The sequence below is a fragment of the Actinacidiphila epipremni genome, from assembly GCF_012034175.1.
Classification (GTDB): Bacteria; Actinomycetota; Actinomycetes; order Streptomycetales; family Streptomycetaceae; genus Actinacidiphila; species Actinacidiphila epipremni.
Map to the genome: position 1 here is coordinate 19,294 of NZ_JAATEJ010000026.1, position 18,622 is coordinate 37,915.

Sequence of the window (18,622 nt, forward strand, 5' to 3'; positions counted from 1 at the left end):
CAGCCTCAGGTGGGACGGTGGAGCCGGGGACGGGCTCCGGGGGGATGTGGCACGGGTCGCGGGACGGTACGGGACACGGGCGGTTCGGCGGGCGCGGCTACACGGCCATTCCGTACACGATGGTGAACAGCGTGCCGAGCGATCCGATGATGAACACGCCGGTCAGCCCGGCGATGATCAATCCCTTGCCCTGCTCCGCGCTGAAGGTGTCGCGCAGCGCGGTCGCGCCGATCCGCTGCTTGGCCGCGCCCCAGATCGCCATGGCCAGGCACAGCAGGATCGCCACGGCCATGACCACCTCGATCATCACACGTGCCTCCTGGCCGAGAGACCCGAAGGGTCCCCAGTCGGGCGCGATGCCGCCGATGATGGTGTTGATGTCGCCCTTGGGGGCTGCCACGAACATGTAACTCACCACCCCGCTCTGTCAGTTGGCTCCCCTGCCGGGGCGCAAGGGGCCAGCATCTATCTTGACCGACGTTTCCGCTGTTGCGCGTCGCTCGGCGACTTTCTCGGCGGATCGTCCGTGTGATCCGGCCCGGAGCCGTCAGACTGGTGGACGGACCGGTGTTCGATGGGACAGGGTTGACTACTCTGTGTATCACGAGCATGACCGTGGGGCAACGAGACAGGAACGTGTGTTCCTGCGCGAAGGGCGCGAACGGCATGAGGGGAGGGCTCGCTGATGGGGCGTAAGATCTGGCTCGGCGTCATCGTCGGCGGCGGGCTGTTCTTCTCGTTCCTCGCGCTGCTCGTCGTCGGTACGTACTCGGCCGCCGCGGGCCTCGTGGGCAGCTCGCGCGGCGCGGTCGGCCTGGCCAAGGGCGCGGTGCCGAACGTCTACCAGGCGCTCGTGCAGGACTGGGGCAATTTGTGCCCGGCGCTCAACCCGGCGCTGCTGGCGGCGCAGCTCTACCAGGAGAGCGGCTGGAACCCGCGCGCGCAGAGCGGGGCCGACGCGCAGGGCATCGCCCAGTTCATCCCCGGCACCTGGGCGACCCACGGCCTGGACGCCAACCACGACGGCACCGCCGACGTGTGGGACCCCGAGGACGCGATCCCCTCGGCGGCGCAGTACGACTGCGACCTGGCCTCGTACGTCAAGAACGTGCCGGGCGACAACACCGACAACATGCTCGCCGCCTACAACGCGGGCGCCTACGCGGTGATCCAGGCCGGCGGGGTGCCGCCGTACCGCGAGACGCAGAATTACGTGAAGCGCATCCGCACCCTGGAGAAGAGCTTCGCCGCGCCGGTCGGGGCGGTCGCGCCCTCGCAGCAGGCGGCCGGGGCGATCTACTTCGCCCAGCAGCGGCTCGGGACGCCGTATCTGTGGGGCGGCGAGGGGACGGCGGCGCAGGGCGGGCGGTTCGACTGCTCGGGGCTGACCCAGGCCGCGTACGCCTCGGTGGGCATCACGCTGCCGCGGGTGGCCAACGACCAGTGGAACGCCGGGCCGCACCCGGCGCGCGCCGACCTGCTGCCCGGGGATCTGGTCTTCTTCGCGACCGACCTCGACGACCCGCGCTCCATCCACCACGTCGGGATCTACGTCGGCGGCGGCTACATGATCGACGCCCCGCACACCGGCGCGGTCATCAGGTTTGACCCGGTCGACAGCGCGGACTACATCGGCGCGACCCGGGTCACCCAGGCCGGCGCGCAGGCGCTGCCCACCCAGCCGGCGCAACCGGCGGTCTGAGCCGCGCCCGTCGCCGTACGGACGGCCCACCGTCATCGGTGCGTCACCCTCTGGCCCACGGTTTGCCGTTCAACCCGGCGTATCGGTCACTCTTGCATAACAGCATGGTGATCTTCTGGCGAAGACCGGAACGCTACGTACAGTGCGGGCCGTTGTACGGGCGACAATGGCTTGGTACGCATGCGACAGGCGTTGCGCACGTGCCGAGCCGTGAGGCACGGTCAGTTGCTAGTGGTTAGAGGGGCACCACCGCTATGGCACAGGTCGCCGACGACAGCGCTAACCCCGACGTATCCCTGCTCAGATCGATCAACGACCTCGCCAAGCAGGCGCCGCGCGGCGTGGACCGCGCCGTGGAGTTCGCCGGCGAGTACGGCCTGGTCGCGCTCAGCGCGCTGCTGGCCGGATGGTGCTGGTGGCGGCTGGCCCGCCGGTCCCCGGACGCGCCGGCGGCCGTCGCGGGCGTGGCGTGGGCGTGCCTGGCCGCCGGGCTCGCGGCGCTGCTGAACATCCCCGTACGCGCGCTGGTGCGCCGCCCCCGCCCGTCCGTCGACCACGACGGGCTCGACGTGCTCGCGCCCGGGCACCACACCATGGCCTTCGTCAGCGACCACGCCGCGATCACCGCGGCGGTCGCGGTCGGGCTGTTCATGGTCAACCGCCGGGTCGGCGTCGCGGCGATCGCGGTCGCGCTCGCCGAGGGCTTCACCCGGGTCTACCTCGGCACCCACTACCCGACCGACGTCGTCGGCGGCTTCGCGCTCGGCGCGGCGACCGCGCTGCTGCTCGCGCCGCCGGCGCTCGCGCTGCTCACCGCGCTGGCCCGCAAGGTGGCCGGCGGCCGGGCGGCGGCGCTGGTCCTCGCCCGGCCCGCGCCCGCACGCCGGCCGCGCCCGGCCGCCGCGCACCACTGGCACCGCGCCGACGACAAGGACCTCGCGGCCTGAGCCGGCTGCCCGGGGCCGCCCCGGGCTGGCCGCGATGGCCCAACTGCCCCGACCACCCCGACCGAGCCGGCCGGTCCGGCGTCAAGGCGCTTTCCGGCCGTCGGCCGCGGGCCCCGGGGCCGTCACAGGGCCTGCGGGAAGTCGAAGAGCCGGTCCGGGTCGAGGGTGTGCTTGATACCGGCGAGCCGGTCGGCGTTCGCGCCGTAGTAGGCGGTACGCCAGTCCTTCAGGGCCGGGTCGGTGTAGTTCTGGTAGGCGCCGCCCGAGGCGTAGCGGCGCATCGCGTCGTACGTCGTGTCCAGCCAGGAGGCCGCCGACAGCGCGTCGGAGGCCAGGTACTGCGCGAGGAAGCGCGAGCCGCGGTGGCTGAAGGCGGTCGCGGCCGGGTCGACGCGGTTGACGGCGCCGCCCAGCGCGGTGAGCGCGACGCTGCCGGTGCCGCCGCCGCGGGTGTTGGCCAGCCGCTGGACCTGCGCCAGCAGGGCGTTGACGCCGGCCGCCGGCAGGTCGGCGTCGTAGAAGTCGGAGCGCGCGGTGTACGTCTCGCGTCCCAGCCGGCCCGCGGGCGCCAGACGGCACTGGGCGGCGGACCAGCCGCCGCAGCCGGCGTAGGAGAACATCGCGTCGACGTAGGTGTGCGGGTGCAGGGACACCGAGGAGGCGGCCGAGCCGACCTCGGTGGCGAGCGCGTCGGCCGCCGCGGCGAGGTCGGCGCGCGAGCCGGTGGAGAGCATGGGGACGGAGACGGTGGGCGCGCCGCCCGCGTCGCAGTCCAGGTGCAGCGCCGACCACAGGTGGTCCGGCTGGTCCGGGCCCCAGCCCTGCCAGGCCGTCACGACGTCCGCGGCGCGGCTCCAGGGCCAGGTCAGATAGCCGGTGACGACGTCCGGCACCGGGTGGGTGGTGAAGCGCAGCGAGGTGACGACGCCGAAGTTGCCGCAGCCGGCGCCGCGCAGCGCCCAGAAGACGTCCGGCTCGCGGTCGGCGGAGACCTCGTGGACGGTGCCGTCGGCGGTGATCAGCGTCGCGCCGACCAGGCTGTCGCACGTCAGGCCGAGCGAGCGGCTGACGACGCCGTGCCCGCCGCCCAGGGTCAGCCCGGACACGCCCACGGTGGGGCAGGAGCCGGCGGGGATGGTGCGGCCGTGCTTGCCGAGCGTGGCGTAGACGTCGATGAGCTTGGCGCCGGCGCCGATCGTGGCCTGGCCGCCGTCCACCGAGATCGTGTTGAGCTTCGAGACGTCGATGACGAGCCGGCCGTCGCCGCTGGACCAGCCCGCGTACGAGTGGCCGCCGCTGCGGATGGTGGGCGTGACGGTGGTGCGGCGGGCGAAGTCCAGGCAGCGGCGGATGTCGTCGGCGCCGCTGACGTAGGCGATGCCCGCCGGGCGCAGGCCGTCGAAGCGGGTGTTGTACAGCCGCCGGTCGGTGGCGTATCCGGCGTCCTGCGGCCGGACCAGGGTGCCGTGCAGGTCCTTGGCCAGCGCGGACCAGTCCGCGGTGGTGGGGGAGGTGCGCGGGGCGGGCGTGCGCGAGGCGGCGGCCGGCGGGCTGCCGGGCGTGCCGCCGCCCTTGCCGTCCGCGGAGCCGCCGGCCCCGCCGGCCCCGTCGTCGGAGGGGCCGCATCCGGTGAGCCACGCGGCGGCGAGGGCGCCGCCGCCCGCCGCGAGCGCGGTACGCCGCCGCACACCGGGAAGGGCCGCGGGCCGGGGCTCGGGTGCCGGGACGTTCACGCGTTCACCGCCGCAATCAGGCCGGACACCGCCGGCGTCCGAGGACTCTGCAAGTCCAAGACGTGACAAGGCCGATGCCGGTTGCGCGGCTCCACCGGCGCTTTCCCCGCCGGCAATCCCACCGGGCGGTGAGGGGCCCGCGGGCGAGGGTGTGTCAGTCGGGGGTGTGGTCCGCGGCGTCGCGTCTGGCGCGGTCGCGGGCGCGGCGGGCGGGGCCGCGCCAGCCGCAGGAGCAGCGGGCGGTGACGAAGGAGCCGCGCTCGACGACGGTCGTGCGGTGGCCGGTGCCGCCGCCGGTCTGCTCGCCGCGGTCGTCCTGGCTGCGGAGCTGAGGCACGACTCCACGGTAACGGGCGTGACGGTGCGCTTCCGACCGTCGTTACGGAGGTGAGGCCCAGGCGCGCGGACGGGGATGGTGCAGGGATGGTGGCGGCGAAGTCCACGGCGGTCCTGGCGGCTGCGCGGCGCAGGCGGCGGCTCCCCCGTACGGCGGGCGCGGTGGCCGCCGCGGGCTGCGCGATGGCGCTGGTCGCGGGTTGCGGGGCGGCGGCCGGCGGCGGCTCGGCGGCAGCGGCGGCCCCCGCGACCGGCGGCGAGGCCAAGGGCGCGGGCGCCCCCGGCACGGCGGGCGACCCCGCGGCGGCGGTGCGGGACGCGGCGGACGCGCTGGTACGGGCCGGCAGCGCGCGGGTCGGCACGCAGATGCGGATGGCCTCGGGCGGCACCTGGGTCACCGTCACCGGCACCGGCAGCTTCGACTTCACGGCCGGCCGCGGCCGGCTCACCCTGGTGCTGCCGCGGGACGCGGCCGGCGCGCAGGAGCACAAGCCCGTCACCGAGCTGCTCACCCCGGGCGCCCTCTATATGAAGGACCGCGGCGAGGGCGTGCCGGAGGGCAAGTGGGTACGGGTGGACACCACCGCCCTCCCGGACGGCAACCTCGTCACCGGCGGCGCCACCGACCCGCTCGCCGCGGCGCAGCTCCTGCGCGGGGCGCGCGACGTCACGCTCGTCGGCACCGAGTCGCTGGACGGCACCGCGGTACGGCATGTGCGCGGCACCGCGGACATCGCCCGGGCGGCCCGGCTGGCCGGCGGCGGCGCCACCCCGCTCGCCGCGGCGGCGAAGGGCTTCGCGGTCACCGGCGTGCCGTTCGAGGCGTGGCTCGACGCGCAGGGCCGGCTGCGCAAGCTCACCGAGCACTTCACGTACGGCCCGGCGGCCACCGGCGTCGGCGTGCAGGCCACCACCTCCTACGACGCCTTCGGCTCCGCCGTGCCCTTCGCCCTCCCGGCGGGCGCGGACATCTGGACCGGCAAGATCGTTTCTGCCCCCTGAGCCACTGAGCCCCTGAGCCCCTGAGCTCCTGGATGGCCCGCCCGGCGGGGTGGAGGGGCACCGGAAATGGTCCTTACGTGCCATGCGGCGGGGCAAGGGTTGTCCCTACGCTGGACCGAGGTCCGCCGCGCCCGGGTCGTACGCGAGCGCGCGCGGGGACGGGACGCCTGGCGGAGAGGGGATGCGCAACATGGTGCCGTCGCCCGGGGCTACGGTCCAGGACGATCCGGTGGCGCTGGCGGAGATCGAGCTCATCGGGGAGCTGATGATCGCCGCGTCCACCGCCGCTGAGGAGCGGCTGAGCTTCGCCCGTATCGACGAGGTCCTGGAGGTGGACCGCACCGCCGTCCCCTGCGCCAATTGCTAGCCCCGAGCCGTACGCACCGGACCCGTGAAGCCGGACGGCACCGGACCCGTGAAGCCGGACGGCGCCGGACCCGTAAAAGAAGCGGACGCGAAGCCGGACCCGTAAAAGAAGAAGCGCTCAGGTCCGCAGCAGCCGCGCTATCGCGGCCGTCGCCTCCGCGACCTTCTCGTCGATCTCCGGCCCGCCGCCGACCGCCGCCGCGGCGACGCAGTGCCGCAGATGCTCCTCCAGCAGTTGCAGCGCGAAGGACTGCAGCCCCTTCGTGCTCGCCGAAACCTGGGTCAGGATGTCGATGCAGTAGACGTCCTGCTCCACCATCCGCTGCAGGCCCCGGATCTGCCCCTCGATCCTGCGCAGCCGCTTGAGGTGGGACTCTTTGTCATGGCTATAGCCATGCGGGCCCGACGGCGACACAATCTCGTCTGCTGCCGCAGCCGCTTCCGCCGCCGGTCCTGCCACCGGTTCCGTCACCGCCGCCCGTCCCGTCGCCGAGTCCGCCGCCGTGTCCACCATCGCGCCGTCCGCCCTCTCTGTCCCCTTATACCCCTAGAGGGTATATCTTACCGAATCGATATCGTGTGCGAGCCATCCCCCGTCAGGGGGACTCTGTCCCATGGGCGACACTGGAAGCGCCGGTTAGCTGTGGCCGGATGGTGCGCCTAGCATCAACGAGACGACTCCCATGTATCCCGAGGAACCCACGTGCGCTTTCGTCTGACCCCCAGGGAGACGAGCTTCTACGACATGTTCGCCGCGTCCGCGGACAACATCGTCACCGGTTCGAAGCTCCTCATGGAACTGCTGGGAGCCGATTCGGCTACCCGCACCGAGATCGCCGAGCGGATGCGGGCGGCGGAGCACGCGGGAGACGACGCGACCCACGCGATCTTCCACCAGTTGAACTCGTCGTTCATCACGCCCTTCGACCGCGAGGACATCTACACCCTCGCCGGCTCGCTCGACGACATCATGGACTATCTGGAAGAGGCCGTTGACCTGGTCGTCCTCTACAACGTCGAGGAACTGCCCAAGGGGGTCGAGCAGCAGATCGAGGTGCTCGCCCGGGCCGCGGAGCTGACCGCCGAGGCGATGCCCAACCTGCGCACGATGTCCAACCTCACCGAGTACTGGATCGAGGTCAACCGGCTGGAGAACCAGGCCGACCAGATCCACCGCAAGCTGCTCGCGCAGCTGTTCAACGGCAAGTACGACGCCATCGAGGTGCTCAAGCTCAAGCAGATCGTGGATGTGCTGGAGGAGGCCGCGGACGCCTTCGAGCACGTGGCGAACACCGTGGAGACCATCGCGGTCAAGGAGTCCTGACCTACGTGGACACCTTCGCACTGATCGTCACCGTCGCGGTGGCGCTCTTCTTCACGTACACCAACGGTTTCCACGACTCGGCGAACGCCATCGCCACCTCCGTGTCGACCCGGGCGCTGACCCCCCGGGCGGCGCTGGCGATGGCCGCGGTGATGAACCTGGCCGGCGCCTTCCTCGGCAGCGGCGTCGCCAAGACGGTCAGCAAGGGCCTCATCGACACCCCCACCGGGCGCTCCGGCATGGGCATCCTGTTCGCCGCGCTCGCCGGCGCGATCGTCTGGAACCTGGTCACCTGGTACTTCGGCCTGCCGTCGAGTTCCAGCCACGCGCTGTTCGGCGGGCTGGTCGGCGCGGCGCTGGCCGGCGGGATCGCCGTGCACTGGTCGGGCGTGATCGAGAAGGTCATCATCCCGATGTTCGTCTCGCCCGTCGTCGGCCTGGTGCTGGGCTATCTGGTCATGGTCGCGATCCTGTGGTTCTTCCGCCGCTCCAACCCGCACAAGGCCAAGCGCGGCTTCCGTATCGCGCAGACCGTCTCGGCCGCCGCGATGGCGCTCGGCCACGGCCTGCAGGACGCGCAGAAGACCATGGGGGTGGTGGTGCTGGCGCTGGTCATCCACGACCCGGGCAAGGGCTTCGGCATCCCGATCTGGGTCAAGCTGGTGTGCGCGGCGATGATGTCGCTGGGCACGTACGCGGGCGGCTGGCGCATCATGCGCACCCTCGGCCGGCGGATCATCGACCTGGACCCGCCGCAGGGCTTCGCCGCCGAGACGACGTCGGCCGCGATCCTCTACGGCACCTCGTACATCTTCGAGGCGCCCATCTCCACCACCCACGTCATCACCTCGTCGATCATGGGCGTCGGCGCCACCCGCCGGGTCAAGGCGGTGCGCTGGGGGGTGGCCAAGAACATCGTGGCGGGCTGGTTCATCACCATGCCGGCCGCGGCCCTGGTCGCCGCCGCGTGCTTCGGCGTCGTGAAGCTCGTCTTCGGCTGAGCGCGCGCCGGCCGCGCGCCGGCCGCGTACCGGCGGCCTACCGGACACGTATCAGGCCCCGCCCCCCTGACCAGGGGAGCGGGGCCTGCGCCTTGCGGTGGCACCGCCATGCAGCACCGCACGGCGGTCTGGGTCACCCGAAGCGGCCGGAGATGTAGTCCTCGGTGGCCTGCACGGACGGGTTGGAGAAGATGCGCTCGGTGTCGTCGATCTCGATCAGCTTGCCGGGCTGCCCCACGGCGGCCAGGTTGAAGAAGGCGGTGCGGTCCGAGACCCGGGCGGCCTGCTGCATGTTGTGCGTCACGATGACGATGGTGAAGCGGTCCTTCAGCTCACCGATCAGGTCCTCGATGGCGAGGGTGGAGATCGGGTCGAGCGCGGAGCACGGCTCGTCCATCAGCAGCACCTCGGGCTCGACCGCGATGGCGCGGGCGATGCACAGCCGCTGCTGCTGGCCGCCGGACAGGCCCGAGCCGGGCTTGTTCAGCCGGTCCTTGACCTCGTTCCAGAGGTTGGCGCCCTTGAGGGACTTCTCGACGATGCTGTCGAGCTCGCCCTTCTTGCGGATGCCGTTGAGCTTCAGGCCCGCGGCCACGTTGTCGTAGATCGACATGGTGGGGAACGGGTTGGGGCGCTGGAAGACCATCCCGACGGTGCGCCGCACGGTCACCGGGTCAACGCCCGAGCCGTACAGGTTCTCGTCGTCCAGCAGCACCTTGCCCTCGACGCGGCCCCCGGGGGTGACCTCGTGCATACGGTTCAGGGTGCGCAGGAAGGTGGACTTGCCGCAGCCGGACGGGCCGATGAAGGCCGTCACGGAGCCGGGCTCGATGGTCATGGAGATGTCGTCGATCGCCTTGTGGGCGGTGTAGTACGCGGACAGGCCGCTGACGTCGATGCGCTTGGCCATGGTGGGGATCACTTCTTTTCTACGACGGTCCGGCTGACTGCTGGGATGGCCGCGTCAGCGACCGGCCACGCGGCGGAGCCGCTCATTGATGCTTCGGTGCCTTCCAGCGGGCGATGGCCCGGGCGACGAGGTTCAGGATCATCACGAACGCGATGAGCACCAGGGCGGCGCCCCAGGCGCGGGCGTAGCTGGGCTCGTTGCCGTTCTTGTACTGCTCGTAGATGTAGTACGGCAGCGACGACTGCGGGTCGTGGAAGGGGTCGGTGTTGATGACGTTGCTGCCGAAGACCAGCAGCGCGATCGGGGCGCTCTCACCGGCGATACGGGCCACGGCCAGCATGACGCCGGTGGTGATGCCGCCGATGGACGTCGGCACGACGACCTTGACGATGGTGCGCCACTTGGGCACGCCGAGCGCCAGCGAGGCCTCGCGCAGCTCGTTGGGGACGAGCTTGAGCATCTCCTCGGTGGAGCGCACGACGACCGGCAGCATCAGGATCGCCAGCGCCAGCGAGCCGGCGAAGCCGTTCGCGGGGGCTTTGTCGAGCAGCACGAACCAGATCGACAGGATGAACAGACCGGCGACGATCGACGGGACACCCGTCATGACGTCGACGAAGAAGGTCACCCACTTGGCGAGCCGGCCCTTGCCGTACTCGACCAGGTAGACGGCCGTCAGCAGGCCGATGGGGGTCGCGATGACCGCGGCGATGCCGACCTGCTCCAGGGTGCCGATGATGGCGTGGTAGACGCCGCCGCCGGGCTGGAGGGTCAGCACGTTGTTCATCGAGTGCGTCAGGAAGGTGCCGTCGATGACGCCGGCGCCCTTCTTGATCGTCGTCTCGACCAGCGAGTACAGCGGGATGACGGCCAGGATGAAGCTGGACCACACCAGGCTGGTGGCGACCCGGTCCTTGGCCTGGCGGCGGCCCTCGACCTGCGCGGTGATGGCGTACGAGCCGCCGACGAACAGCAGCAGGGCGATCAGGCCCCACTGGATGTGGCTGCTGAGCCCGGCGCCGGCGCCGATGGCGACCGCGACCACGATGGCTCCCGCGGCGATCGCCAGCGGGCTCCAGCGGGGCAGGTGGCGGGAGGCGAGCTTGGTGTGCGCGGGACGCCCGGCGGCCGGCGTGGCGTCCATGACCGTGTCACTCATGCGTTGGCCCCCGAGTATTCCTTACGCCGCTGGATGATGATCCGCGCGGCACCGTTGACCAGCAGGGTGATGAGGAACAGCACCAGGCCGGAGGCGATCAGCGCGTCCCGGCCGAAGTCGTCGGCCTCGCCGAACTTCGCGACGATGTTCTGCGAGAAGGTGCCGCCGACCGGGTCCAGGATGTGCGCCGACAGCGTCGGCGAGGCGGACAGCACGGTCGCGACCGCCATGGTCTCGCCGAGCGCGCGGCCCAGGCCCAGCATGGAGGCGCTGATGATGCCGGAGCGGGCGAAGGGCAGCACCGACAGCCGGATGACCTCCCAGCGGGTCGCGCCGAGCGCGAGTGCCGCCTCCTGGTGCATCTTGGGGACCTGGTTGATGACCTCGCGGCTGACGTTGGTGATGATCGGCAGCACCATGATCGCCAGCAGGATGCCCACGGTGAACAGCGAGCGGGCCGCGGAGTTGGGGTCCTCCTTGTGGAAGATCACCGTCCAGCCGAGGTAGTCGTCGAGCCACAGGTTCAGCCCGCGCATGTGCGGCACCAGGAAGAGGGCGCCCCACAGGCCGTAGATGATGCTGGGCACGGCGGCGAGCAGGTCGATGACGTACGCGATGGGGCCGCCGAGGCGGCGCGGCGCGTAGTGGGTGATGAACAGCGCGATGCCCAGCGCGATCGGCACGGCGATGACCATCGCGATGATGGCGCTGACGACGGTGCCGTAGGCCAGCACCGCGATACCGAAGACCGGCGGGTTCAGGCTCGGCGTCCACTCGAAGGTGGTCAGGAAGTTGCCGTGGTCCTTGGAGATGGCGTGGACCGCGCGGACGGTGAGGAACGCGGCGATCGCGGCCATCACCACCAGCAGCGCGATACCGGACCCGCGGGCCATGCCGGCGAATATCCGGTCACCGGGCCGGGTCACGGGCCCGGTCGCCCGGTGCGGCTCGGGCTTGGTGGGGGGTGGAGCGGTGGTTGTCATGGGAATCGTTTCTCCGGTCTGGGTGGGGGAGCAGCGGACTCCCCCGGCGGCGGTGCACCGGATACGCGGCGGGGGCCCCGCGGTCGAAGGACCGCGGGGCCCCCGCCGCGCGTGGTCAGGCGAGCGAACCGATGGTGGTGCGCACCTTGGCGGCGATCTCCGGCGGCAGCGGGGCGTAGCCGGCGTCGGACAGCTTCTGCTGGCCCTGGTCGCTCGCGATGTAGTTCAGGAAGGACTTGGTCAGCGGCAGCGTGTCGGCCTTGTTGCCCTTGTCGCAGGCGATCTCGTAGGTCACCAGGACGATCGGGTAGGCGTTGTCCGCCTTGGTGGTGTACGCGGCGCCCAGGTCGAGGGCCAGGTCGGAGCCGGTGCCGACGATCTTCGCGGAGGCGATGCCCGCGGAGGCGTTGGCGGTGGTGGCCTCGACCGGGGCGGAGGCACCGGTGTTGATCTTGACGGTCGGGATGCTGTTGGCGGTCGCGTAGGACAGCTCGAAGTAGCCGATCGCGCCCTCGGTCTGCTTGACCAGCGCGGCGACACCGGAGGACTGCGCGGCGGCCTGGCCGCCCTTGGCGGCCCACGCCTTGGCGTGCTCGTACGGCCAGTCGGCCGGCGCGGCGCCCTTGAAGTACTTGGTCAGGTTGTCGGTCGTGCCGGAGTCGTCCTGGCGGTGGACCGACTGGATCTTCGTGCTGGGCAGCTTGGCGCCGGAGTTGAGCGCGGCGATCGCCGGGTCGTTCCAGGTGGTGATCTTGCCGTTGAAGATCTTCGCCAGGGTCGACGCGTCGAGGACCAGGTTGTCCACGCCGGGCAGGTTGTAGCCGATGGCGATCGGGCCGCCGACCATCGGGATGTTGATGCCCTGGCCGCCGACGCAGACCTTCTTGGAGGAGGCGACCTCTTCGGGCTTCAGCGGGGAGTCGGAGCCGGCGAAGGCGTCCGTGCCCTGGTTGAAGTCGATGATGCCCTCACCGGAGGACGACGCCTTGTAGTTGATCGTGGCGCCGCTGCAGGCCTGCTGGTAGTCCTTGACCCAGGACTCGATCGCGTTCTGCTGGGCGGTCGAGCCGGAGGAGAGGATCTTGCCGTCGGCGCAGGTGATGCCCAGCGCGTTCGTGCCCCCGCCCGTGCTGCTGCTGCTCGCGCTGCTCGACGTGCTGGGCGACGACGAGTTGTCGCTGTCGTTGTCGTCCGAGCCGCAGGCGGACAGGACCAGCGCACCGGTAATCGCGACCGCGCCGACGGTCAGGGCGCGCAGCCCGCTCTTACGCTGAAGCTTCACCTTCGTGTGTTCCTTCCGAGAGCCCGCCGGTGCACGGCGAAGCAGAGGGTTTGTGTTTCTGCGTCCCCCGGCGGCTGATGACCACCGGTACGGCCGAAATTAGGCAGATCAGGTGAAGCGACCAACGGGAGAGGGTGAACGCCAGGTGAACCTCGTCCGTCAGTGCGGTGATGCCCGTGGGGAAGCGCTACCGGGGCCCGCGCAGCAGGCCCTCCGGGAGGCCGAGACGGCCCCGCAGCGCCCGGGCGCCGGGCGGCGTGACGGCGACGGCACGGGTGGTGCCGACCCGGGTGATCCAGCCCGCGTCGAACGCGTGGCGGCACAGGGCGGCACCGACGGCGCCGGCCAGGTGCGGGCGGCGCTCGGTCCAGTCCAGGCATGACCGTACCGCAGGGCGGCGGGTGCCCGCGGGCACATCGACACCGAGGTCGGCCAGCCAGGCCGCTCCCGCGGCGGTCAGGCCCAGCCCGTGGGTGTCGTCCAGCAGCCGCCGGGCCACCATCGCGTCGGTGAGCGCCACCCCGACCGCGCCGGCGAGGTGGTCGTAGCACGTCCTGGCGTGCGCGAGCGCCTTGCGGCGGCCGGCCGCCGAGAGCGTACGGGGCGGCTGCGCGGGGCGGCCGGGGGCCAGCGCGGCCAGGCTCTCCACGACCTCGGCGACCTGCGGCCCGGCCAGCCGCACATACCGGTGCCGGCCCTGCCGCTCCTGCGCGAGCAGGCCGCCGGCGACCAGGGCGTTCAGATGCCCGGTCGCCGTCGAGGGCGCGACGCCCGCGTGCCGCGCGAGCTCCGCGGCCGTCCACGCCCGGCCGTCGAGCAGGGCGAGCAGGAAGCCGGCCCGCGTGCCGTCGGCCAGCAGCTTGGCCACCCCGGCGAGATCGGGCGCGGACCCGCTCGCGCGCGGGTCGGCCGCCTGCGGTCCGCCCGCCTGCGGCCCGGCCGTCCGGGGCGTGTCCGCCCGCCGCGCGGTGTCCAGGGCGTGCGCGGGCCGGCCTGCGTCCGGGGCGGGCCCGGGCGGCGGAGCGGCGGCGCGCTGCCTGGAGGTCATGCGGTCCATTCTCGCCCCGGACGCTTCGGCCGGCGCCGAAGGGACCCGCTCCTACGCTGCCGGGCATGGACACTGCACCTGCCGGCACGCTGCCGGGCCCCACGGCGGGCGGGCACCTGCGGATCAAGCCGAGCATCCTGTACTTCGGCACACCCGTGGTGCTCGTCTCGACCGAGAACCCGGACGGCACGTTCAACCTCGCGCCGCTGTCCTCCGCCTGGGCCCTGGGCCGCACCGTCGTACTCGGGCTCGGCGGCGACGGGCAGACCGCGGACAACCTCGCCGCCCGCCCCGAGCTCGCGCTCAGCCTGCCCGCGCCCGAGCAGTGGCCGGCCGTGGAGCGGCTCGCGCCGCTGACCGGGCGCCATCCGGTGCCGGCGACCAAGGCCGCGGGCTGCCGCTTCGAGCCGGACAAGTTCGGCGCCGCGGGGCTCACGCCCGAGCCGTCGCACGGCATACGCCCGCCGCGGGTGGCCGGCTGCCCGCTCCAGCTGGAGGCCCGCGCCACGCGCGTACGGCCGGGCACGACGGGCGACTTCGTCATCGTCGAGGCCGCGGTCGCCGCGGTGCACGCCGACCCGCGCATCGTCGTCCCCGGCACGGACCACGTCGACCCGGGCGCGTGGAGCCCGCTGGTCTACAACTTCCGCCACTACTTCGGCCTCGGACCCGAGCTCGGCCACTCCTACCGCACGCAGACGCCCCGCACGTAAAGCCCCGTCAGCGCCATCAGCCCCGTCAGTCCCGCCAGCTCCGGCCCGGCGCCCGTCCGTCCCGTCGGTCCGGCGCGTCGAGGGTGCGCAGGAGTGCGTCGATGAGGGGGCGGTCGCGGTCGTGGGTGAGGCGGTGCCGGGCGGCGGTCGGCGGGAGCCAGACCAGCGCGTCGACCTCCGCGTTCGCGGCGAAGTCGCCCGCGTGCGCGTGCGCCGCCCAGTAGCGGACCTCCTTGGGGCGGCCGGCCACCAGGTAGTACGTGGCCGGCAGCGCCGGGCCCAGCTCGCACTCCAGGCCGGTCTCCTCGCGGGTCTCGCGGACGGCCGCCGCCGCGTACTCCTCGCCGCGCTTGAGCTTGCCCTTCGGCAGGCTCCAGTCGTCGTAGCGCGGCCGGTGGATCAGCGCGACCTCCACGTCGGGGCGGCCGGGCGCGGTGCGCCACAGCACCACGCCCGCCGCCCGGACGGTCGTCCCCACCGGGCGGTCCGGGCCCGCCGGCTCGGGGTGCGTGCTCATTCCCGGCGCGCCCCCGGGACCGCGGGCTGCCACAGCCGGGAGAAGGCGAAGCGCGCCGCCTCGACCTCGTGCCGCTGGTCGGCGTGCAGTACGCCCAGCGCGTACGCGGTCGCCGGCGCTATGCGCGGGGTGCGGGCCGCGGCGGCGACGGCCGCGGCGGACTCGGCGGCCTCCCGGTGCCGCTCCAGCAGCCGGGCGGCGTCCGCGAGCCGCTGCCGCTCGGCGGTGTCGCCCTCGGCCCGGGTCACCTCGGCCGCGTAACGGGTCAGCCGCAGCAGGATGCGCACCTGGTGCCAGGGCGCGTCCTGGAGGTCCGCGGTCAGCTCCGCGCCGAGCGCGGCCTGCACGGCGTCGGCGTTGTACGGGTGCGCCGCCCGGCCCAGCGGCAGCGCGGCGGCGGCGTCGGCGAGCCGCTGGGACGCCTGCCCGGCCAGCTGCGGCAGTACGGCCTGGGCGGGCTGCGCGGCGGCCGGCGTCAGCGGCACCTCGGAGACCAGGACGGCGATCGCGTCGGCCAGCGCGTGGAACCGCGAGGAGCCCATGGCCTGCAACGACGCCGAGTGCGCCCGGGTGCGGGCCAGCGTCAGCTGCCGCTCCAGCAGCGCGCCCGCCCGCGCCGCGCCCAGCGCCAGCGGCCCGCCCGACGCCGGGGCCGGCACCGCGGGCGGCGCCGCGCCGCCCGTACCGCCGGCGAGCACCGGCTCCTGGCCCTCGGGCGCGGCGACCGACAGCCGGCGCAGCGCCTCCAGCAGCCGGGCCAGCCGCCCGGCGTGCTGCGGCTCGCGGCCCAGTGTCGCCGACAGCCACGCCAGCTCGGCCCGCAGCGGCTCGGCCCACGCCGGGTCGGTGAGCGGCCCGAAGGTGTGCAGGGCCCCGCCGATGCGCCGGGCGCTGCCGCGCAGCAGCGCGTCGGCCTCCGCCTCGTTCTCGCCGCGCAGGCTCAGCCCGCGCAGGAAGCCGGCGGCGCGTTCGTGCAGGTAGCGGGTCAGCACCTCACCCGCGGTGGCGCCGGCCGGTGGCATGGCGTCGTAGGAGTCGGCGTTCATGATGGTGCTGGTCCCCGTGTCCCCGTTGTCTGCCGGTGCAGGCGTCGGTGCGCATGCAGGTGTGCGTGCGGGCGCTGTCGCGGGCGTCGGCCCGGCGCCGGTGGCGCCGGGGCCGGCCGCGGCGGTGGCCGCCGCCCGCCCCGCGCGGCCGGACGGCGGGCGCGGCTGCCGCGCCGGTGCCGCCGCCGCTCCGGCGGCCTGTGCCGGCCCGGCGGCAACCGGTCCCGGCGCGCGGTCAGGTAGCTGCTGAGGGGCCACGCCGGCGCCTCCGGGCGTCGATGAGCATCTCCTGGACGTTGCGCAGCGGGCGCCCCTCGGCGTCGGCGCTGTGCCGGGTCCAGTCCCCGTCCGCCGCCAGGTGCCAGGAGGACGTCTCGTCCGACATCCCGGTCTCCAGCAGGCGGTTGAGGGTGGCGCGGTGTGACGGGTCGGTGACCCGCACCAGCGCCTCGATGCGGCGGTCGAGATTGCGGTGCATCATGTCGGCGCTGCCCAGCCACACCTCGGGCTCGCCGCCGTTGCCGAACGAGAAGACCCGGGAGTGCTCCAGGAACCGCCCGAGGACGCTGCGCACCCGGATGTTCTCCGACAGGCCCGGCACTCCGGGCCGGACCGCGCAGATCCCGCGCACCCAGATGTCCACCGGCACACCGGCCTGCGAGGCGCGGTAGAGCGCGTCGATGACCACCTCGTCCACGATCGAGTTGACCTTGATCCGGACGAACGCCGGCCGGCCGGCCTTGTGGTGCTCTATCTCGGCGAGTATCCGGGTGACCAGGCCGTCGCGCAGGCTGCGCGGGGCGACCAGCAGCCGGTTGTACGTGGCCCGGCGCGAGTAGCCGGACAGCCGGTTGAACAGGTGCGACAGGTCCGCGCCGACCTGCGGGTCCGCGGTCAGCAGGCCCAGGTCCTCGTAGAGCCGGGCGGTCTTGGGGTGGTAGTTGCCCGTCCCGACGTGGCTGTAGCGGCGCAGGGTGTCACCCTCCTGCCGTACCACCAGCGACAGCTTGCAGTGCGTCTTGAGGCCGACCAGGCCGTACACCACATGGCAGCCGGCCTCCTCCAGCTTCCTGGCCCACTTGATGTTGGCCTGCTCGTCGAAGCGCGCCTTGATCTCGACCAGCACCAGCACCTGCTTGCCGGCCTCGGCGGCGTCGATGAGCGCGTCGACGATCGGCGAGTCGCCGGAGGTGCGGTAGAGGGTCTGCTTGATCGCCAGCACGTCCGGGTCGGCCGCGGCCTGGTCCAGGAAGGCCTGCACGGAGGTGGAGAAGGAGTCGTACGGGTGGTGCAGCAGGATGTCGCGCTCGCGCATCGCGGCGAAGATGTCCGGCGCGGTGGCCGACTCGACCTCGGCGAGGTCGCGGTGCGTGCCGGCGATGAAGCGCTGGTACTTCAGCTCCGGGCGGTCCAGGCCGGCGATCGCGAACAGGCCGGTCAGGTCCAGCGGGCCGGGCAGCGGATAGACCTCGGTGTGCTTCATCTTCAGCTCGTGCACCAGCAGGTCCAGCACGCGCGGCGCGATCGACTCCTCGACCTCCAGGCGCACCGGCGGGCCGAAGCGGCGCCGCATGAGCTCCTTCTCCAGGGCCTGGAGCAGGTTCTCCGCGTCGTCCTCCTCGACCTCCAGGTCCTCGTTCCTGGTCACCCGGAACATGTGGTGGTCCAGGACGTCCATGCCCGGGAACAGCTCCTCCAGGTGCGCGGCGATCACGTCCTCCAGCGGCACGTACCGCTGCGGGCCGGCCTCCAGGAAGCGCGACAGGATCGGCGGCACCTTCACCCGGGCGAAGTGCTCGTGCCCCGAGACGGGGTTGCGCACGACGACCGCGAGGTTCAGCGACAGGCCGGAGATGTACGGGAAGGGGTGCGCGGGGTCGACCGCCAAAGGGGTGAGGACGGGGAAGATCTGCTGACGGAAGAGGGTGGCCAGGCGGGCCTGCTCCTTGTCGGTCAGCTCCGCCCAGCGGATGACGTGGATGCCCTCGTCGGCGAGCTGCGGGGCGACGTCGTTCTGGAAGCACGCGGCGTGCCTGGCCATGAGCTCCCTGGACCGGGTGAGGATCAGGTCCAGCACGTCGCGGGGCTGCAGCCCGGAGGCCGAGCGGGTCGCGACGCCGGTCGCCATGCGGCGCTTGAGGCCGGCGACGCGGACCATGAAGAACTCGTCCAGGTTGCTGGCGAATATCGCCAGGAAGTTGGCCCGCTCCAGCAGCGGGGTCGCCGGGTCCTCGGCGAGCTCCAGGACGCGCTCGTTGAACGCGAGCCAGCTGCGCTCGCGGTCGAGGAAGCGGCCCTCGGGCAGCGCCTCGCCGAACTCCTCGCTCGCCGCGCCCGGCGCGACGGCCTCCGGCTCCAGGTCCGGCACGACCCGCGGCCGGAAGGCGCCGACCCCGTCCGCGCCGTCCTCACCCAGCCCCTGCTGGGGCGGTACGGGGACGCTGGGGTGATTCGTCTGGGCCATGGTGTGCGAGCCCTCCTCCGGTTCCGGCACGTCGTACGCGCGGCCGACGCCCCCCGTCTGGCGGCCTCCAGCCGTCGCTCCATTGTCGC

The 18,622-nt window shown here is 72.8% G+C and carries 19 protein-coding genes; 7 read left to right on the forward strand and 12 right to left on the reverse strand.

Annotated features, from left to right (window positions below; genetic code table 11):
- Window positions 1–97 precede the first annotated feature (97 nt).
- Window positions 98–406: a hypothetical protein gene (locus HCN08_RS26825; protein ID WP_031524459.1), complete on the reverse strand. Its 309-nt coding sequence runs from the start codon at window positions 404–406 to the stop codon at window positions 98–100.
- A 279-nt stretch (window positions 407–685) separates the two neighbouring features.
- Between HCN08_RS26825 and HCN08_RS26830 the strand changes: the two genes are divergently transcribed.
- Together HCN08_RS26830 and HCN08_RS26835 are read left to right on the forward strand one after the other, a co-directional pair.
- Entirely contained in the window at window positions 686–1,702 is a 1,017-nt protein-coding gene (locus HCN08_RS26830; protein ID WP_167985841.1) for a C40 family peptidase, read from the forward strand.
- 254 nt (window positions 1,703–1,956) lie between these two features.
- Window positions 1,957–2,649 carry a phosphatase PAP2 family protein gene (locus HCN08_RS26835; RefSeq protein WP_167985842.1) on the forward strand — a complete coding sequence of 231 codons (693 nt, stop codon included), beginning with the start codon at window positions 1,957–1,959 and terminating at the stop codon, window positions 2,647–2,649.
- 122 nt (window positions 2,650–2,771) lie between these two features.
- On the opposite strand, the gene HCN08_RS26840 is transcribed toward HCN08_RS26835, so the two are convergent.
- Together HCN08_RS26840 and HCN08_RS26845 are read right to left on the reverse strand one after the other, a co-directional pair.
- Complete coding sequence (locus tag HCN08_RS26840; RefSeq protein WP_322974698.1) at window positions 2,772–4,382, reverse strand: FAD-binding oxidoreductase; 1,611 nt, start codon at window positions 4,380–4,382, stop codon at window positions 2,772–2,774.
- 154 nt (window positions 4,383–4,536) lie between these two features.
- Complete coding sequence (locus tag HCN08_RS26845; protein WP_167985843.1) at window positions 4,537–4,719, reverse strand: hypothetical protein; 183 nt, start codon at window positions 4,717–4,719, stop codon at window positions 4,537–4,539.
- A gap of 86 nt (window positions 4,720–4,805) precedes the next feature.
- On the opposite strand from HCN08_RS26845, the gene HCN08_RS26850 reads away from it, so the two are divergent.
- Both HCN08_RS26850 and HCN08_RS26855 read left to right on the forward strand, forming a co-directional pair.
- Entirely contained in the window at window positions 4,806–5,720 is a 915-nt protein-coding gene (locus tag HCN08_RS26850; RefSeq protein ID WP_240970485.1) for a LolA-like protein, read from the forward strand.
- Between the two features lie 181 nt (window positions 5,721–5,901).
- Window positions 5,902–6,087 (forward strand): hypothetical protein, encoded by a 186-nt coding sequence (locus HCN08_RS26855; RefSeq protein ID WP_167985830.1) that lies wholly within the window; start codon window positions 5,902–5,904, stop codon window positions 6,085–6,087.
- A 117-nt stretch (window positions 6,088–6,204) separates the two neighbouring features.
- On the opposite strand, the gene HCN08_RS26860 is transcribed toward HCN08_RS26855, so the two are convergent.
- The gene (locus HCN08_RS26860) at window positions 6,205–6,600 is read right to left on the reverse strand and encodes a metal-sensitive transcriptional regulator (RefSeq protein WP_167985844.1); all 396 of its coding nucleotides are present in this window, start codon (window positions 6,598–6,600) and stop codon (window positions 6,205–6,207) included.
- Between the two features lie 189 nt (window positions 6,601–6,789).
- Between HCN08_RS26860 and HCN08_RS26865 the strand changes: the two genes are divergently transcribed.
- Both HCN08_RS26865 and HCN08_RS26870 read left to right on the forward strand, forming a co-directional pair.
- Entirely contained in the window at window positions 6,790–7,410 is a 621-nt protein-coding gene (locus HCN08_RS26865) for a DUF47 domain-containing protein (protein ID WP_167985845.1), read from the forward strand.
- 5 nt (window positions 7,411–7,415) lie between these two features.
- Window positions 7,416–8,411 (forward strand): inorganic phosphate transporter, encoded by a 996-nt coding sequence (locus HCN08_RS26870; RefSeq protein ID WP_167985846.1) that lies wholly within the window; start codon window positions 7,416–7,418, stop codon window positions 8,409–8,411.
- Between the two features lie 133 nt (window positions 8,412–8,544).
- Here HCN08_RS26870 and pstB read toward each other — a convergent pair whose 3' ends face one another.
- The 5 genes from pstB to HCN08_RS26895 form a co-directional block, all read right to left on the reverse strand.
- Window positions 8,545–9,321: a phosphate ABC transporter ATP-binding protein PstB gene (gene pstB, locus HCN08_RS26875; RefSeq protein ID WP_167985847.1), complete on the reverse strand. Its 777-nt coding sequence runs from the start codon at window positions 9,319–9,321 to the stop codon at window positions 8,545–8,547.
- Window positions 9,322–9,403: 82 nt separating this feature from the next.
- Window positions 9,404–10,480, reverse strand: coding sequence for a phosphate ABC transporter permease PstA (gene pstA, locus HCN08_RS26880; RefSeq protein ID WP_167985848.1), 1,077 nt, complete (start codon window positions 10,478–10,480; stop codon window positions 9,404–9,406).
- A complete protein-coding gene (gene pstC, locus HCN08_RS26885; RefSeq protein WP_167985849.1) occupies window positions 10,477–11,463 on the reverse strand; it encodes a phosphate ABC transporter permease subunit PstC in 987 nt (328 codons plus the stop codon). Before pstC ends, pstA begins: the two co-directional genes overlap by 4 nt.
- 115 nt (window positions 11,464–11,578) lie before the next feature.
- Window positions 11,579–12,745 (reverse strand): phosphate ABC transporter substrate-binding protein PstS, encoded by a 1,167-nt coding sequence (gene pstS / locus HCN08_RS26890; RefSeq protein ID WP_167985850.1) that lies wholly within the window; start codon window positions 12,743–12,745, stop codon window positions 11,579–11,581.
- Between the two features lie 187 nt (window positions 12,746–12,932).
- The gene (locus tag HCN08_RS26895; protein WP_167985851.1) at window positions 12,933–13,793 is read right to left on the reverse strand and encodes an ArsR/SmtB family transcription factor; all 861 of its coding nucleotides are present in this window, start codon (window positions 13,791–13,793) and stop codon (window positions 12,933–12,935) included.
- 65 nt (window positions 13,794–13,858) lie between these two features.
- On the opposite strand from HCN08_RS26895, the gene HCN08_RS26900 reads away from it, so the two are divergent.
- Window positions 13,859–14,506, forward strand: coding sequence for a flavin reductase family protein (locus HCN08_RS26900; protein WP_167985852.1), 648 nt, complete (start codon window positions 13,859–13,861; stop codon window positions 14,504–14,506).
- Window positions 14,507–14,531: 25 nt separating this feature from the next.
- Here the strand turns inward: HCN08_RS26900 and HCN08_RS26905 are convergent, their stop codons facing one another.
- The 3 genes from HCN08_RS26905 to HCN08_RS26915 form a co-directional block, all read right to left on the reverse strand.
- Window positions 14,532–15,023, reverse strand: coding sequence for an NUDIX hydrolase (locus HCN08_RS26905; protein WP_167985853.1), 492 nt, complete (start codon window positions 15,021–15,023; stop codon window positions 14,532–14,534).
- Entirely contained in the window at window positions 15,020–16,069 is a 1,050-nt protein-coding gene (locus HCN08_RS26910) for a CHAD domain-containing protein (RefSeq protein ID WP_167985854.1), read from the reverse strand. Before HCN08_RS26910 ends, HCN08_RS26905 begins: the two co-directional genes overlap by 4 nt.
- Before the next feature lie 235 nt (window positions 16,070–16,304).
- On the reverse strand, window positions 16,305–18,533 hold the full coding sequence (locus HCN08_RS26915) for an RNA degradosome polyphosphate kinase (RefSeq protein ID WP_322974699.1): 2,229 nt from the start codon (window positions 18,531–18,533) through the stop codon (window positions 16,305–16,307).
- Between the last annotated feature and the right edge of the window lie 89 nt (window positions 18,534–18,622).

Bases quoted from the DNA above. Each gene is read 5' to 3' on its own strand.
- HCN08_RS26910 (WP_167985854.1), bottom strand. From the start codon at position 16,069: ATGAACGCCGACTCCTACGACGCCATGCCACCGGCCGGCGCCACCGCG.
- HCN08_RS26830 (WP_167985841.1), top strand. From the start codon at position 686: ATGGGGCGTAAGATCTGGCTCGGCGTCATCGTCGGCGGCGGGCTGTTC.
- HCN08_RS26835 (WP_167985842.1), top strand. From the start codon at position 1,957: ATGGCACAGGTCGCCGACGACAGCGCTAACCCCGACGTATCCCTGCTC.
- HCN08_RS26825 (WP_031524459.1), bottom strand. From the start codon at position 406: ATGTTCGTGGCAGCCCCCAAGGGCGACATCAACACCATCATCGGCGGC.
- HCN08_RS26915 (WP_322974699.1), bottom strand. From the start codon at position 18,533: ATGGCCCAGACGAATCACCCCAGCGTCCCCGTACCGCCCCAGCAGGGG.
- pstA (WP_167985848.1), bottom strand. From the start codon at position 10,480: ATGAGTGACACGGTCATGGACGCCACGCCGGCCGCCGGGCGTCCCGCG.
- pstB (WP_167985847.1), bottom strand. From the start codon at position 9,321: ATGGCCAAGCGCATCGACGTCAGCGGCCTGTCCGCGTACTACACCGCC.
- HCN08_RS26905 (WP_167985853.1), bottom strand. From the start codon at position 15,023: ATGAGCACGCACCCCGAGCCGGCGGGCCCGGACCGCCCGGTGGGGACG.
- HCN08_RS26900 (WP_167985852.1), top strand. From the start codon at position 13,859: ATGGACACTGCACCTGCCGGCACGCTGCCGGGCCCCACGGCGGGCGGG.
- HCN08_RS26850 (WP_240970485.1), top strand. From the start codon at position 4,806: ATGGTGGCGGCGAAGTCCACGGCGGTCCTGGCGGCTGCGCGGCGCAGG.
- HCN08_RS26895 (WP_167985851.1), bottom strand. From the start codon at position 13,793: ATGACCTCCAGGCAGCGCGCCGCCGCTCCGCCGCCCGGGCCCGCCCCG.
- HCN08_RS26860 (WP_167985844.1), bottom strand. From the start codon at position 6,600: ATGGTGGACACGGCGGCGGACTCGGCGACGGGACGGGCGGCGGTGACG.
- pstC (WP_167985849.1), bottom strand. From the start codon at position 11,463: ATGACAACCACCGCTCCACCCCCCACCAAGCCCGAGCCGCACCGGGCG.
- HCN08_RS26855 (WP_167985830.1), top strand. From the start codon at position 5,902: ATGCGCAACATGGTGCCGTCGCCCGGGGCTACGGTCCAGGACGATCCG.